Below are 13430 nucleotides of genomic sequence, written 5' to 3' on the forward strand. Positions count from 1 at the left end.
ATCTGGTGTGCTTCTTCGACTGGCTCCTGAATCGGCGAATGGGGTATCGCCAGAAAGATGCTCTACACCGCCATGAAGCCCCAGAACATCGCGATCACCACAAGCGCCATTGCGATCGAACAGCACCAGCCCAATGTTCGCAGCCCAGGGTGAATGACGAACGTGCCCATGATGTCCTTGCGCGACGCCATCAACATCATGATGAACATGATAGGTACCGCGATCACACAATTGATTACGGCGCTCCATAACAGCGCTTTAATGGGGTCAATCGGCGCAAAGCAGATCACCACGCCCACCAAGGTTGCCGCGCTGATAATGCCGTAAAACGCCTTGTCCGCTTTTGGCTTGGCTGCCAGGCTATTGTCCCATTTGAATGCGCCGGACACTGCATAAGCGGCCGAGCCGGCCAGCACAGGGACCGCTAACATGCCGGTGCCAATGATGCCCCCACTGAACAACCAAAAAGCGAACTCCCCTGCAATCGGCCGCAAGGCACTGGCCGCCTGGGAGGATGTTTGAATGTCTGTGACACCATGCATATTGAGTGTGACGGCCGTGGTCAACATGATGAAAAAAGCGATGATGTTAGAAAAGCCCATACCCACGATCGTGTCTACTTGAATGCGACTAAAGCTGCTTCGTGCCTGGACGGGCGCATCAATCAGTGGCCGGGCGCTGGGGGAGGCAGCCATGTCTTCAACTTCCTGCGATGCCTGCCAGAAAAAAAGGTAGGGGCTGATGGTGGTGCCAAAAATGGCCACCACCATGGTTATGTATTCCGGCTTCCAGGACAGCTGCGGCCATACGGTCTGGCGAGCGACCTGGCCCCAGGGGATATGCACCGCGAACACAGTGCCCACATACGCCAGCAACACGAGTGTCAGCCATTTAAGTACCCGCACATAGCGTTTGTATGGAATGAACACTTGCAGCAGCAGTGAAATCGCACCAAAGCCGACCGCGTAGAGATGTGCGGAGCCACCGATCAGCAGTTTCAATGCACTGCCCATCGCGGCGATGTCCGCGGCAATATTGATGGTGTTGGCAAGCATCAACAGCGCGACTATGACGAACAAAAAAGGCTTGGGGTAATGATGGCGGATATTGGTCGCGAGCCCGTGCCCGCTGACGCGGCCTATTTTGGCACTGATGATCTGAATGCCGACCATCAGGGGGAAGGTGAAAAACAAGGTCCAGAGTGTATTCAAGCCAAACTGCGCGCCAGCTTGCGAATAGGTCGCTATACCGCTTGGATCATCATCTGCCGCGCCCGTGATAAGGCCAGGCCCCAGTTTCCTTATCCACGAGCGATGGGCAACAACCGAAGGCGTGCCTGCGAGTTCTTTCTTGTTCATTTTTGATTTCTCAGGGGCACTGGGTGCCGCACCTAAGTTTTGACTTAGGGCCTTTAACGGGACTTCCGGACTGTTTTGTTACCTATGTAGGTTAGTCCTACCGCTGCCTTGAGGGGAGTTGGTTTTTGTTGATTTTGAAAAGCAGGGAAGGGAGCAGGTCTGGATTGGGCATCGCAAATCCTCTGTTGGAGGACAGCGTAGGATCGCGTTACATGAAGGATGTTTAACGATCGGCAGGACGCCGCGGGATGGGGAAAACCGGAAGTTTTTGTGACGGTAACCTAATGATTTTGTAACGCCTCCAAAAAGAAGCGTTGCCAGCCAAACCCCAGAAACGACAAAGCCCTGAATAATCAGGGCTTTGTCGTATAAAGATGGCGGAGGCGATGGGATTCGAACTCATGGACCTGTTACAGTCGACGGTTTTCAAGACCGTTGCCTTAAACCACTCGGCCACACCTCCGTTTGCGTTGCGGGCGCCATAATACCTGAATGAAACACACTGTCAAACTCTCTGCATGGCTTGTTACAGAGCGTCTGTTATGATCTTTGCGACTGAACGTTTCAAACCAACAGGAGTGTCGCCATGCGCGAACAGGATTACGCAGTTAATAACAGCGTGCAGGCTGAGCAGCTAGAGGTTAGCCGCGTCCTGCGCAACACATACGGCTTGCTTGCTCTCACCCTCGCATTCAGCGGCGTGATGGCGTTCGTCGCTCAGCAGATGCATGTCGGTTACCCGAACGTTTTCGTGGTGCTGATCGGCTTCTACGGCCTTTTCTTCCTCACCAACAAACTCCGTGATTCGGCCTGGGGCCTGGTGTCGGCATTTGCCTTGACCGGTTTCATGGGTTTCCTGCTTGGCCCGATCCTCAACCGCTACCTGGGCATGCAGGGCGGCGCTGAAGTGGTCAGTTCGGCCTTCGCGATGACCGCGCTGGTGTTTGGCGGCCTGTCGGCTTACGTGCTGATTACCCGCAAGGACATGAGCTTCCTCGGTGGTTTCATCACGGCTGGCTTCTTCGTGTTGCTGGGTGCGACGCTGGCAAGCTTCTTCTTCAAGATCAGCGGCCTGCAACTGGCGATCAGCGCAGGTTTTGTGCTGTTCTCCTCGGTCTGCATTCTGTTCCAGACCAGTGCCATCATTCAGGGCGGCGAGCGCAACTACATCATGGCGACCATCAGCCTGTATGTATCGATCTACAACCTGTTCATCAGCTTGTTGCAGCTGTTCGGCATCATGAGCCGCGATGATTAATCGCCAGCTTTGAGTAATAAAAAAACCCGCCTAGGCGGGTTTTTTTTGGCTAGCGAAAGATCACTCTTCCAGGCTACCCATCGCAGTGGTGTTGAAGCCACCGTCTACGTACATGATTTCGCCGCTGATGCCGGACGCCAGGTCCGAGCACAGGAAGGCGCCGGCGTTGCCGACTTCGTCGATGGTGACGTTACGACGCAGCGGGGTTTGCGCTTCGTTGGCCGCCAGCATTTTGCGGAAGTTCTTGATGCCGGAAGCCGCGAGGGTGCGGATCGGGCCAGCCGATACACAGTTGACGCGGGTGCCGTCCGGGCCCAGGGAGCCGGCCAGGTAACGGACGCCAGCTTCCAGCGAAGCCTTGGCCATGCCCATCACGTTGTAGTTCGGCATGGTGCGCTCTGCACCCAGGTACGACAGGGTCAGCAGGCTGCCGTTGCGGCCTTTCATCATTTCGCGACCAGCTTTGGCCAGGGCCACGAAGCTGTAGGCGCTGATGTCGTGAGCGATGCGGAAACCTTCACGGGTGGTGGCTTCGGTGAAGTCGCCGTCCAGTTGGTCGCCCGGGGCGAAGCCGACGGAGTGCACGATGCAGTCCAAGCCGTCCCACTTCTTGCCCAGTTCAACGAAAACCTTGGCGATTTCTTCATCGCTGGCCACGTCGCACGGGAAGCACAGGTCAGGGTTGGAACCCCAGCTTTGTGCGAACTCTTCGACACGACCCTTGAGTTTGTCGTTCTGATAAGTGAAGGCAAGCTCAGCGCCCTCGCGATGCATGGCGGCAGCGATGCCGGATGCGATGGACAGCTTGCTGGCGACACCGACGATCAGTACGCGCTTACCGGCGAGAAAACCCATGTGTTGCTCCTCTCTTTCAGGTTATTGCGCAGTGGCTGGTGCCAGGAAAGCGGCTTCCAGCAACTGCTGTGTATACGGATGTTGGGGGGCGGCAAAGATACTTTGCGCGTCTCCCTGTTCGACCACTTGGCCATGCTTGACCACCATCAGCTGGTGGCTCAGCGCCTTGACGACAGCCAGGTCATGGCTGATAAACAGATACGTCAGGTTGTACTTGGTTTGCAGTGAACGTAGCAGCTCCACCACTTGGCGTTGCACGGTGCGGTCGAGGGCCGAAGTCGGCTCGTCCAGCAGAATCAACGCCGGTTTTAGCACTAATGCCCGGGCAATGGCGATTCTCTGCCGTTGCCCTCCGGAAAATTCGTGGGGGTAGCGGTTCCGGGTTTCCGGGTCCAGGCCTACCTCCTTCAATGCCGCAATAATCGCTTGTTCCTGTTCCGCCTCGGTGCCCATCTTGTGGATCCGCAGGCCTTCGCCGACGATCTGGCTCACGCACATCCGCGGGCTCAGGCTTCCGAACGGGTCCTGGAACACCACCTGCATCTCCCGACGCAATGGCCGAACCTGTTGCTGCGTCAGGCAGTCTAGCTGCTTGCCTTCAAAACGGATCGCGCCTTTGCTGGCAATCAGTCGCAAAATCGCCAAACCCAGCGTCGACTTGCCTGAACCGCTTTCTCCCACAATCCCCAGGGTCTGACCCTGGGGCAGGCTGAAATTGACGCCGTCCACCGCCTTGATGTGGTCGACGGTCTTTTTCAGCAAGCCTTTCTTGATCGGAAACCAGACTTTCAGGTCCTCGACCTGCAGCAGCGGCGGGCCAATGACATTGGTTGCCGGCTTGCCGCTGGGCTCCGCTGCCAGCAGTTCCCGAGTGTACGGATGCTGCGGCGCGCGGAACAGCTCTTCGCACGATGCCTGTTCGACGATGCAACCGCGCTGCATGACACATACGCGATGCGCAATTCTTCGCACAAGGTTCAAATCGTGACTGATCAGTAACAGCGCCATGCCCAGACGGGCCTGCAATTCCTTGAGCAATTCGAGGATTTTAAGCTGAACGGTCACGTCCAGTGCAGTGGTCGGCTCATCGGCGATCAGTAGTTCCGGCTCGTTGGCCAGGGCCATGGCGATCATCACCCGCTGGCGCTGCCCGCCGGACAATTCGTGGGGCAGGGCCTTGAGACGTTTGTGCGGCTCGGGAATGCCGACCATTTCCAGCAACTCCAGCGTGCGCTTGGTCGCCACTTTGCCGATCAGGCCCTTGTGAATGCCCAACACCTCGTTGATCTGTTTCTCGATCGAGTGCAGCGGATTGAGCGAGGTCATCGGCTCCTGGAAGATCATCGCGATCCGGTTGCCACGGATATGGCGGATGGTTTTCTCTTTCAGACTCAGCAAATTCTGCCCGGAATACTCAATGGTCCCGGACGGATGACGGGCGAGCGGGTAGGGCAGCAGCCGCAGGATCGAGTGCGCGGTGACCGATTTGCCGGACCCGCTTTCGCCTACCAGCGCCAGGGTTTCCCCGCGCTTGATGTCGAAGCTCACGCCTTCGACGACGCGCTGAATGCGATCACCAACGACGAATTCGACGGCCAGGTCGCGCACTTCGATCAGATTGTCCTGATTCATTTCACTTCCTCGGGTCGAAGGCATCGCGAGCGGACTCGCCGATGAACACCAGCAGACTCAACATCAACGCCAGTACCGCAAACGCGCTCATGCCCAGCCACGGCGCTTGCAGGTTGGATTTGCCCTGGGCCACCAGCTCACCCAGCGACGGTGCGCCCGGTGGCAGGCCGAAGCCCAGGAAGTCGAGCGCGGTCAGGGTGCCGATGGCGCCGGTGAGGATGAACGGCATGAACGTCATCGTCGAAACCATGGCGTTGGGCAGAATGTGACGGAACATGATCGCACCGTTTTGCATCCCCAGTGCCCGTGCCGCTCGCACGTATTCGAGGTTACGCCCACGCAGGAACTCCGCGCGCACGACGTCCACCAGGCTCATCCACGAAAACAGCAGCATGATCCCCAGCAGCCACCAGAAGTTGGGCTGGACGAAGCTGGCGAGGATGATCAGCAGGTACAGCACCGGCAACCCGGACCAGATTTCCAGGAAACGCTGTCCGGCCAGATCCACCCAGCCGCCATAGAAGCCCTGCAAGGCCCCGGCGATAACGCCGATGATCGAGCTGAGAATCGTCAGTGTCAGGGCAAACAGCACCGAAATGCGGAAACCGTAGATCACCCGTGCCAATACATCACGGCCCTGATCGTCAGTGCCCAGAAGATTGTCGGCGGATGGCGGCGCTGGTGCCGGGACTTTCAGGTCGTAGTTGATGCTCTGGTAGCTGTAGGGAATCGGCGCCCACAGGACAAAGGCGTCCTTGGCCTTGAGCAGTTCGCGGATGTAAGGGCTCTTGTAGTTCGCTTCCAGCGGGAATTCGCCGCCGAACGCGGTTTCCGGGTAGCGCTTGAGCGCCGGGAAGTACCAGCCATTGTCGTAATGAACCACCAGCGGCTTGTCGTTGGCGATCAGCTCGGCGCCGAGGCTCAGGCCGAACAGCACCAAAAACAGCCACAGCGACCACCAGCCGCGCTTGTTGGCCTTGAACAGTTCGAAACGCCGGCGATTGAGCGGGGACAGATTCATCTCAATGCTCCCGGCTTTCGAAGTCGATGCGTGGATCGACAAAGGTGTAGGTGAGGTCGCCGATCAATTTCACCACCAGCCCCAGCAAGGTAAAGATAAACAGCGTGCCGAACACCACCGGGTAATCGCGGTTGATCGCCGCTTCAAAACTCATCAAGCCGAGGCCATCAAGCGAGAAGATCACCTCGACCAGCAACGAACCGGTGAAGAAAATCCCGATAAACGCCGAGGGGAAGCCCGCGATCACCAGCAGCATGGCATTGCGGAACACATGGCCGTACAGCACGCGGTGATTGGTCAGGCCCTTGGCCTTGGCCGTGACGACGTATTGCTTGTTGATTTCGTCGAGGAAGCTGTTCTTGGTCAACAGCGTCATGGTCGCGAAGTTGCCGATGACCAGCGCCGTCACCGGCAGCGCCAGGTGCCAAAAGTAATCGAGGATCTTGCCGCCAGTACTCAGGTCAGCAAAGTTGTTCGAGGTCAGGCCCCGTAGCGGGAACCAGTCCAGATAGCTGCCGCCGGCGAACACCACGATCAGCAGGATGGCGAACAGGAACGCCGGGATCGCGTAGCCGACGATGATTGCCGAACTGGTCCAGACGTCGAAGTGGCTGCCGTGCCGCGTAGCCTTGGCGATCCCCAGCGGGATCGACACCAGGTACATGATCAGGGTGCTCCACAGCCCGAGCGAGATCGACACCGGCATCTTTTCCTTGATCAGGTCGATGACCTTGGCGTCGCGGAAGAAGCTGTCGCCGAAATCCAGGGTGGCGTAGTTCTTGATCATGATCCACAAGCGTTCCGGCGCCGATTTGTCGAAGCCGTACATGTGCTCGATTTCCTTGACCAGCGCCGGGTCCAGGCCTTGCGCACCGCGGTACGCCGATCCGGCCACCGACACTTCGGCACCGCCGCCGGCAATGCGGCTGGTGGCGCCCTCGAAGCCTTCGAGCTTGGCGATCATCTGTTCTACGGGGCCGCCCGGGGCGGCCTGGATGATCACGAAGTTGATCAGCAAAATGCCGAGCAAGGTCGGGATGATCAGCAGCAGTCGCCGAAAAATATACGCCAGCATCTATTACTCCGTGCCCGCAGGGTCGGCTTGCAGTTTGGTTTCGACTTCTACCGCCGGTTTAGCGTCGGGCTTGACCCACCAGGTGTTGATGCCAATGTCGTACTTGGGTGAGATTTTTGGATGACCGATGTGGTTCCAGTAAGCCACGCGCCAGGTCTTGATGTGCCAGTTGGGGATCACGTAATAACCCCATTGCAACACGCGGTCCAGCGCCCGGGCGTGAGCCACCAGGCTTTTACGCGAATCAGCGTTGATCAGCTGCTCGACCAGTTGGTCCACGACCGGATCTTTCAAACCCATGGAATTGCGGCTACCGGGTTTGTCGGCGGCGGCGGACATCCAGAATTCACGCTGTTCGTTACCCGGCGAGTTGGACTGCGGGAAGCTGCCGACGATCATGTCGAAGTCCCGTGAACGCACGCGGTTGATGTATTGCGACACATCGACCCGGCGGATCACCAGGTCGATCCCGAGGTCGCTGAGGTTGCGCTTGAACGGCAGCAGCACGCGTTCGAATTCGGTCTGGGCTAGCAGGAACTCGATGGTCACCGGTTTGCCGTTGGTATCGACCATCTTGTCGTCGACGATCCGCCAGCCAGCCTCCTGCAACAGCTGATAGGCCTTACGCTGCTGCGTGCGGATCATGCCGCTGGCGTCGGTCACCGGGTTCTGGAACGCCTCGCTGAACACCTGCTCGGGAATCTTGCCGCGAAACGGGTCGAGGATCGCCAACTGATCGGCGTCGGGCAGGCCAGTGGCGGCCATTTCCGAGTTTTCGAAGAAGCTGCGGGTGCGCACATAGGCGCCATTGAACAGCTGCTTGTTGGTCCATTCAAAATCCAGCAACAGCGTCAGCGCCTGACGCACGCGCACGTCCTGGAACACCGGGCGACGCAGGTTGAACACAAACCCCTGCATGCCGGTAGGGTTGCCGTTGGGGATCTGTTCCTTGATCAACCGACCCTCGGTAACGGCCGGGATATTGTAGGCATTGGCCCAGTTCTTGGCGGTCATTTCCAGCCAGTAATCGAACTGCCCGGCCTTGAGCGCTTCCAGGGCCACGGTGTTGTCGCGGTAGTAGTCGGTGGTCATCACGTCGAAGTTGTAGAACCCACGGTTGACCGGCAGGTCCTTGCCCCAATAATCCTTGACCCGTTCATAGCGCACCGAGCGCCCGGCTTTCACTTCGCTGACTTTGTACGGGCCGCTGCCCAACGGCATTTCAAGGTTGCCCTTGTTGAAATCGCGGTTCGCCCACCAGTGTTTCGGCAAGACGGGCAACTGACCGAGAATCAGCGGCAGTTCGCGGTTGTTGCTGTGCTTGAACTTGAACAGCACGGTGAGCGGGTCTTCGGCGACCGCTTCGTCGACGTCGTTGTAGTAACCGCGATAGAGCGGGGCGCCGTCCTTGGTCAGCGTCTGGAAGCTGAACACCACGTCTTCGGCGCGGATCGGATGACCGTCGTGGAAACGTGCTTCGGGTCGCAGGTAAAAACGCACCCAGCTGTTGTCTGGGGCTTTCTCGATCTTGGCGGCGACCAGCCCGTATTCAGTGAAAGGCTCGTCCAGGCCCTGTTTGGCCAAGGTGTCGTAGATCATGCCGATGTCGTCGGCCGGCACGCCTTTACTGATGAACGGGTTGAGGCTGTCGAAGCCGCCGAATCCGGCCTGGCGAAAGATCCCGCCCTTGGGCGCGTCCGGGTTCACGTAATCGAAATGCTTGAAGTCGGCCGGGTATTTCGGCGGCTCGTTGTACAGGGTCACGGCATGTTGCGGGGCGGCGCAGGCCAGCCCGGCAAACAGCAGACCGCTGGCCTGCAAGAGCAGGGCGCTGACGGGTTTCATCGATCTTTCTCCGAAGATTTCAGCCACCACGCGGACAGCCCCAGAGTGTAGGGCGGCGTGGTGACGAAGGCGAACCGGTTGCGGTAGGCCAGGCGGTGATAATTGAGGTACCAGTTGGGAATCATGTAGTGCTGCCACAGCAGTACACGGTCCAGGGCTTTGCCGGCGGCGACTTGCTCATCGCGTGTTTGGGCGGCGAGCAACTGTTCGAGCAAGTGATCGACCACCGGGTTGGCGATACCGGCATAGTTTTTACTGCCCTTGACCCCGACCTGGCTGGAATGGAAATACTGCCATTGTTCCAGCCCCGGGCTGAGGGTCTGGTTCAAGGTCATGAGGATCATGTCGAAATCGAACTGATCCAGGCGTTGTTTGTACTGGGCGCGGTCGACCGTGCGCAGCCGCGCGTCGACGCCTATGCTGGCGAGGTTCTCGACATAAGGCTGAAGGATGCGTTCCAGGTTCGGGTTGACCAGCAGTATCTCGAGCCTGAGTGGCTGACCCTTGGCGTTCTCGATCCGTTGGCCATTGAGTTTCCAGCCGGCCTCTGCGAGTAGCGCCAGGGCCTTTCGCATAGTTTCCCGGGGGATGCCGCGCCCTTCGGTCTCAGGCAGGCTGAACGGCTCGGTGAAAAGCTTGGCGGGCAATTGATCGCGATAGGGCTTGAGCATCAGCCATTCGTGCCCGATCGGAAGCCCGGAGGCAGAGAATTCACTGTTGGGGTAATAACTCAAGGCGCGCTTGTAAGCACCGCTGAACAGCGTGCGGTTGGTCCACTCGAAATCGAACATCAGCCCCAGCGCTTCACGGACCTTGCTATCGGCAAAGGTCGGGCGGCGGCTGTTCATGAACAGGCCTTGGGTCTGGGTCGGGATCTGGTGCGGGATCTGCGCCTTGATCACGTCCCCGCGAGTGATGGCCGGAAAGTTGTAACCGTTATCCCAATTCTTGGCCTGGTGCTCGATGTAGATGTCGAATTCGCCAGCCTTGAAAGCTTCGAAGGCCACATCGCTGTCGCGGTAGAACTCGACTTCCATGCGATCGACGTTGTACTTGCCACGATTGACCGCCAGGTCCTTGCCCCAGTAATCCTTGACCCGTTCGAAAACGATTTGACGTCCAGGCGTGACCGAGGTGATGCGGTACGGGCCGCTGCCCAGTGGCGGTTCGAAGGTGGTGGCCTTGAAATCGCGACCTTTCCAGTAATGCTGGGGCAGCACCGGTAACTCGCCCATGCGCAGGATCTGCAACGGATTGCCGGCGCGCTTGAAAACAAAACGGATGCGCTGCGGATTGAGGATGTCGACCCGCGATACTTCCTGAAGGCTGGTGCGGTATTGCGGATGACCTTCCTTGAGCAGCAAACGGTAGGAGAACGCCACGTCGTAGGCAGTAATCGGTGTGCCATCGTGGAACCGTGCCTCGGGGCGCAGGTTGAACACCACCCAGCTGCGGTCTTCGCTGTATTCCACCGATTGGGCAATCAGGCCATAACTGGAGGTCGGCTCGTCGCCGGACGGTGCGTACTGGCCGGTGCCGACCATCAACGGTTCGTTGAGCTCGTTGATGCCGTATTGCAGGAAATTGGGGGTGGAAACCGGGCTTGAACCCTTGAACGTGTAGGGATTGAGCGTATCGAAGGTGCCAAACGCCATCACCCGCAACGTACCGCCCTTGGGCGCTTGCGGGTTGACCCAGTCGAAGTGGGTAAATCTGGCCGGGTACTTGAGCGTGCCGAACTGCGCATAACCGTGGCTTTCGCTGATCGTCGCGCTTGCGGTGGAGCTCAAGGCCAGGCTGATCAGGAGCAGGAGGAGGGGACGCTTCAAGTCAGAGATCCGATCCAGGCGGCTTGGGCTTTGTGGGCCGTACAGTAACAGCTTGTATCGACAGGAAAAAGACAGGGGGTTAATGCGCTGTTAATGGTGGACTGGACAGCCGTGCGGATCGCAGATCCTGTGGGAGCGGACTTTCCTGAAAACCCGATCAGCAGGCATAAAAAACCCCTGAAATCAGGGGCCCATTCTTAGCGTGGCGACGCAACCGTCAGCATCTGCCCCGGCTTCAGCGCCTGGCCGACCCGAGGGTTCCAGCGCTTGAGGTGTTGCATTTCAACGTTGAAACGTTTGGCAACCATATACAGCGAGTCGCCTTGCTGAACCTTGTATTGGGTCGGCGGTTTTGCCTTGGCGGCCTTGCTGCCGTTTTTGCTGTTCGCCGCCACGACCGTGTTGACACGACCGCCGCTGCGCTTGGTGGTGTCCTGCATCACCAGTGTCTGACCCACCTTGAGGTCCTTGCCGCTCATCTTGTTCCAGCGCTGCAGGTCCTTGACGTCGACCTTGTTGGCCTTGGCGATGGCCGCGAGGTTGTCGCCACGTTTGACCCGGTAGGCGCGCTTGAGGCTGGCGACTTCGGACTCGTCGGCGCCTTCAAAGACCGGCTTGAACGATTTCTTGCTGATCAGCTCTTCAGGACGCATGGTCGACAGGCTGGCGGTCAGCAACTGTGCCTTGGACGTCGGCACCAGCAAATGCTGGGGGCCGTCGATGGTCGTACGTTGCTTGAACGCCGGGTTGAGCTGAAACAGTTCGTCCTCGTCGATGTTGGCCACCGCGGCAACCTTGGACAGGTCCATGCGCTGATTGATTTCGACGACCTGGAAATACGGTGCGTTGGCGATCGGGTTGAGATTCACGCCGTAGGCTTCGGGAGCCAGTACGACCTGCGACAGGGCGAGCAGCTTCGGCACATAGGCCTGGGTTTCGGCTGGCAGTGGCAGGTTCCAGTAATCGGTTGGCAAGCCGAGCTTTTCGTTGCGCTCGATGGCGCGGCTGACAGTGCCTTCACCGGCATTGTAGGCGGCGAGGGCGAGCAACCAGTCACCGTTGAACATGTCGTGCAGGCGGGTCAGGTAATCCATGGCCGCTGTCGTTGAGGCGGTAATGTCGCGGCGGCCATCGTAGAAACGGGTTTGACGCAGGTTGTAGTAACGCCCGGTGGACGGGATGAATTGCCAAAGACCCACCGCGTCGGCCCGGGAATAGGCCATCGGGTTGTAGGCGCTTTCAATCACGGGCAGCAGCGCCAGTTCCAGCGGCATGTTGCGTTCTTCAAGGCGTTCGATGATGTAGTGAATGTAGAGGCTGCCGCGTTCACCGGCGTTTTCGAGGAAGGACGGATTACTGGCGAACCACAGGCGCTGTTGCTCGATACGCGGGTTGACGCCCAGGCCGTCCTGCAACTGGAAGCCCTGGCGCATGCGCTCCCAGACGTCCTGTGGTACTTGCGGTGTTGGTTTTTCGCTGAGCCAGATGGGTTTCTGCTTGGCTCGCGCGGCGATATTCGGAGTGTGTGTCGCTTCGGTCTGCGGCACATGGCTGGAACAGCCCGCCAGAGTGGCGGACACAGCCACCGCTATGGCTTGAGCCAAGCGGGTCAATGCGTCTGAATTGATGGCTTTACGAATAGATGACGACATTGGCTGGAAGTAAGTTCCGGGCAAAAATGTCGGGCGATTCTAGAAAGCGTACCCCCTGCGGTCAACCATTCAGAATTTTTGTACCAATAGATAGCCTGCTTAGAACTTATCTTTCCACGCCCGCAAGGCAGCAAAAACCGCACTCGGAGCCCGGTTATCGGTTCCATTCCGTTCGTCCACTTTTTCTTTAACGGATGTTTCGTCGACTCGCAAAAACGGATTGGTAAGCTTTTCAAGCGCCAGAGTAGAGGGCAGCGTCATGATTCCGGCTTCACGTTGTGCGGTGACTTTTTCCAGACGTGCGGTGGTGTCCGGATTACCCGGTTCGACCGCTGCGGCGAATTTCAGATTGCTCAGGGTGTATTCGTGGGTGCAGTAGACCAGCGTATCCTCCGGCAGCGCGGCAAGGCGCGACAGCGAGGTGTGCATTTGCTCAGGCGTGCCTTCGAACAGGCGCCCGCAACCGGCGGCAAACAAGGTATCGCCGCAGAACAGCAGCCCGTGATGGTAATAGGCAATATGTCCCAACGTGTGGCCGGGCACGGCGAAGATGTCGAAGTCCAGGCCGAGCACGCTGACGCGGTCATTGTCCTTGAGCGCCACGTCCCGCGCCGGGATGGTTTCGCTGGCGGGGCCATAGACGGTCGCGTCTGTCGCTTTTTTCAGCTGCTCGACACCGCCGACATGATCATGATGGTGATGAGTGATCAGAATATCGCTCAATACCCATCCCGGATGCGCCGCCAGCCAGGCTTGCACGGGCGCGGCATCGCCGGGATCGACCACCGCACAGCGCTGGGTGCGATGGTCTTGTAACAACCAGATGTAGTTGTCGGTGAAGGCGGGCAGGGCACTGATCTGTATCATCGTCGGATTCGCCAAGCGGAAAACAATGGCGCATCTTA

10 protein-coding genes and 1 tRNA gene are annotated in these 13430 nt (G+C 58.6%); 1 reads left to right on the top strand and 10 read right to left on the bottom strand.

All coding sequences use genetic code 11. The annotated features are described in order from the left end of the window. Positions 1-62 precede the first annotated feature (62 nt). Both BLQ41_RS18915 and BLQ41_RS18920 read right to left on the bottom strand, forming a co-directional pair. Complete coding sequence (locus BLQ41_RS18915; protein ID WP_090183216.1) at positions 63-1358, bottom strand: NRAMP family divalent metal transporter; 1296 nt, start codon at positions 1356-1358, stop codon at positions 63-65. A gap of 375 nt (positions 1359-1733) precedes the next feature. Further along, positions 1734-1821 (bottom strand) — tRNA-Ser (locus BLQ41_RS18920). Between the two features lie 123 nt (positions 1822-1944). Here BLQ41_RS18920 and BLQ41_RS18925 point away from each other — a divergent pair. Next, the gene (locus BLQ41_RS18925; protein ID WP_090183217.1) at positions 1945-2616 is read left to right on the top strand and encodes a Bax inhibitor-1/YccA family protein; all 672 of its coding nucleotides are present in this window, start codon (positions 1945-1947) and stop codon (positions 2614-2616) included. Positions 2617-2676: 60 nt separating this feature from the next. Here the strand turns inward: BLQ41_RS18925 and fabI are convergent, their stop codons facing one another. From fabI to gloB, 8 genes are all read right to left on the bottom strand, one after another. Next, positions 2677-3471: an enoyl-ACP reductase FabI gene (fabI, locus tag BLQ41_RS18930; protein ID WP_008152082.1), complete on the bottom strand. Its 795-nt coding sequence runs from the start codon at positions 3469-3471 to the stop codon at positions 2677-2679. Between the two features lie 21 nt (positions 3472-3492). Further along, complete coding sequence (locus BLQ41_RS18935; protein WP_090183219.1) at positions 3493-5103, bottom strand: ABC transporter ATP-binding protein; 1611 nt, start codon at positions 5101-5103, stop codon at positions 3493-3495. Position 5104: 1 nt separating this feature from the next. Beyond that, on the bottom strand, positions 5105-6124 hold the full coding sequence (locus BLQ41_RS18940; protein WP_090183221.1) for an ABC transporter permease: 1020 nt from the start codon (positions 6122-6124) through the stop codon (positions 5105-5107). Position 6125: 1 nt separating this feature from the next. Continuing rightward, positions 6126-7199 carry a microcin C ABC transporter permease YejB gene (locus BLQ41_RS18945; RefSeq protein WP_090183223.1) on the bottom strand — a complete coding sequence of 358 codons (1074 nt, stop codon included), beginning with the start codon at positions 7197-7199 and terminating at the stop codon, positions 6126-6128. Positions 7200-7202: 3 nt separating this feature from the next. Next, positions 7203-9044: an extracellular solute-binding protein gene (locus BLQ41_RS18950; RefSeq protein WP_090183225.1), complete on the bottom strand. Its 1842-nt coding sequence runs from the start codon at positions 9042-9044 to the stop codon at positions 7203-7205. Continuing rightward, positions 9041-10855, bottom strand: coding sequence for an extracellular solute-binding protein (locus BLQ41_RS18955; RefSeq protein ID WP_408003514.1), 1815 nt, complete (start codon positions 10853-10855; stop codon positions 9041-9043). Before BLQ41_RS18955 ends, BLQ41_RS18950 begins: the two co-directional genes overlap by 4 nt. A 215-nt stretch (positions 10856-11070) precedes the next feature. Further along, complete coding sequence (locus BLQ41_RS18960; RefSeq protein ID WP_090183228.1) at positions 11071-12525, bottom strand: transglycosylase SLT domain-containing protein; 1455 nt, start codon at positions 12523-12525, stop codon at positions 11071-11073. 99 nt (positions 12526-12624) lie between these two features. Next, positions 12625-13392 (bottom strand): hydroxyacylglutathione hydrolase, encoded by a 768-nt coding sequence (gene gloB / locus BLQ41_RS18965; protein ID WP_090183230.1) that lies wholly within the window; start codon positions 13390-13392, stop codon positions 12625-12627. Between the last annotated feature and the right edge of the window lie 38 nt (positions 13393-13430).

The sequence above is a fragment of the Pseudomonas arsenicoxydans genome (genome assembly GCF_900103875.1).
GTDB classification, from domain to species: Bacteria; Pseudomonadota; Gammaproteobacteria; order Pseudomonadales; family Pseudomonadaceae; genus Aquipseudomonas; species Aquipseudomonas arsenicoxydans.

Bases quoted from the DNA above. Each gene is read 5' to 3' on its own strand.
- BLQ41_RS18925 (WP_090183217.1), top strand. From the start codon at position 1,945: ATGCGCGAACAGGATTACGCAGTTAATAACAGCGTGCAGGCTGAGCAG.
- BLQ41_RS18940 (WP_090183221.1), bottom strand. From the start codon at position 6,124: ATGAATCTGTCCCCGCTCAATCGCCGGCGTTTCGAACTGTTCAAGGCC.
- BLQ41_RS18960 (WP_090183228.1), bottom strand. From the start codon at position 12,525: ATGTCGTCATCTATTCGTAAAGCCATCAATTCAGACGCATTGACCCGC.
- BLQ41_RS18945 (WP_090183223.1), bottom strand. From the start codon at position 7,199: ATGCTGGCGTATATTTTTCGGCGACTGCTGCTGATCATCCCGACCTTG.
- fabI (WP_008152082.1), bottom strand. From the start codon at position 3,471: ATGGGTTTTCTCGCCGGTAAGCGCGTACTGATCGTCGGTGTCGCCAGC.
- BLQ41_RS18935 (WP_090183219.1), bottom strand. From the start codon at position 5,103: ATGAATCAGGACAATCTGATCGAAGTGCGCGACCTGGCCGTCGAATTC.
- gloB (WP_090183230.1), bottom strand. From the start codon at position 13,392: ATGATACAGATCAGTGCCCTGCCCGCCTTCACCGACAACTACATCTGG.
- BLQ41_RS18915 (WP_090183216.1), bottom strand. From the start codon at position 1,358: ATGAACAAGAAAGAACTCGCAGGCACGCCTTCGGTTGTTGCCCATCGC.
- BLQ41_RS18950 (WP_090183225.1), bottom strand. From the start codon at position 9,044: ATGAAACCCGTCAGCGCCCTGCTCTTGCAGGCCAGCGGTCTGCTGTTT.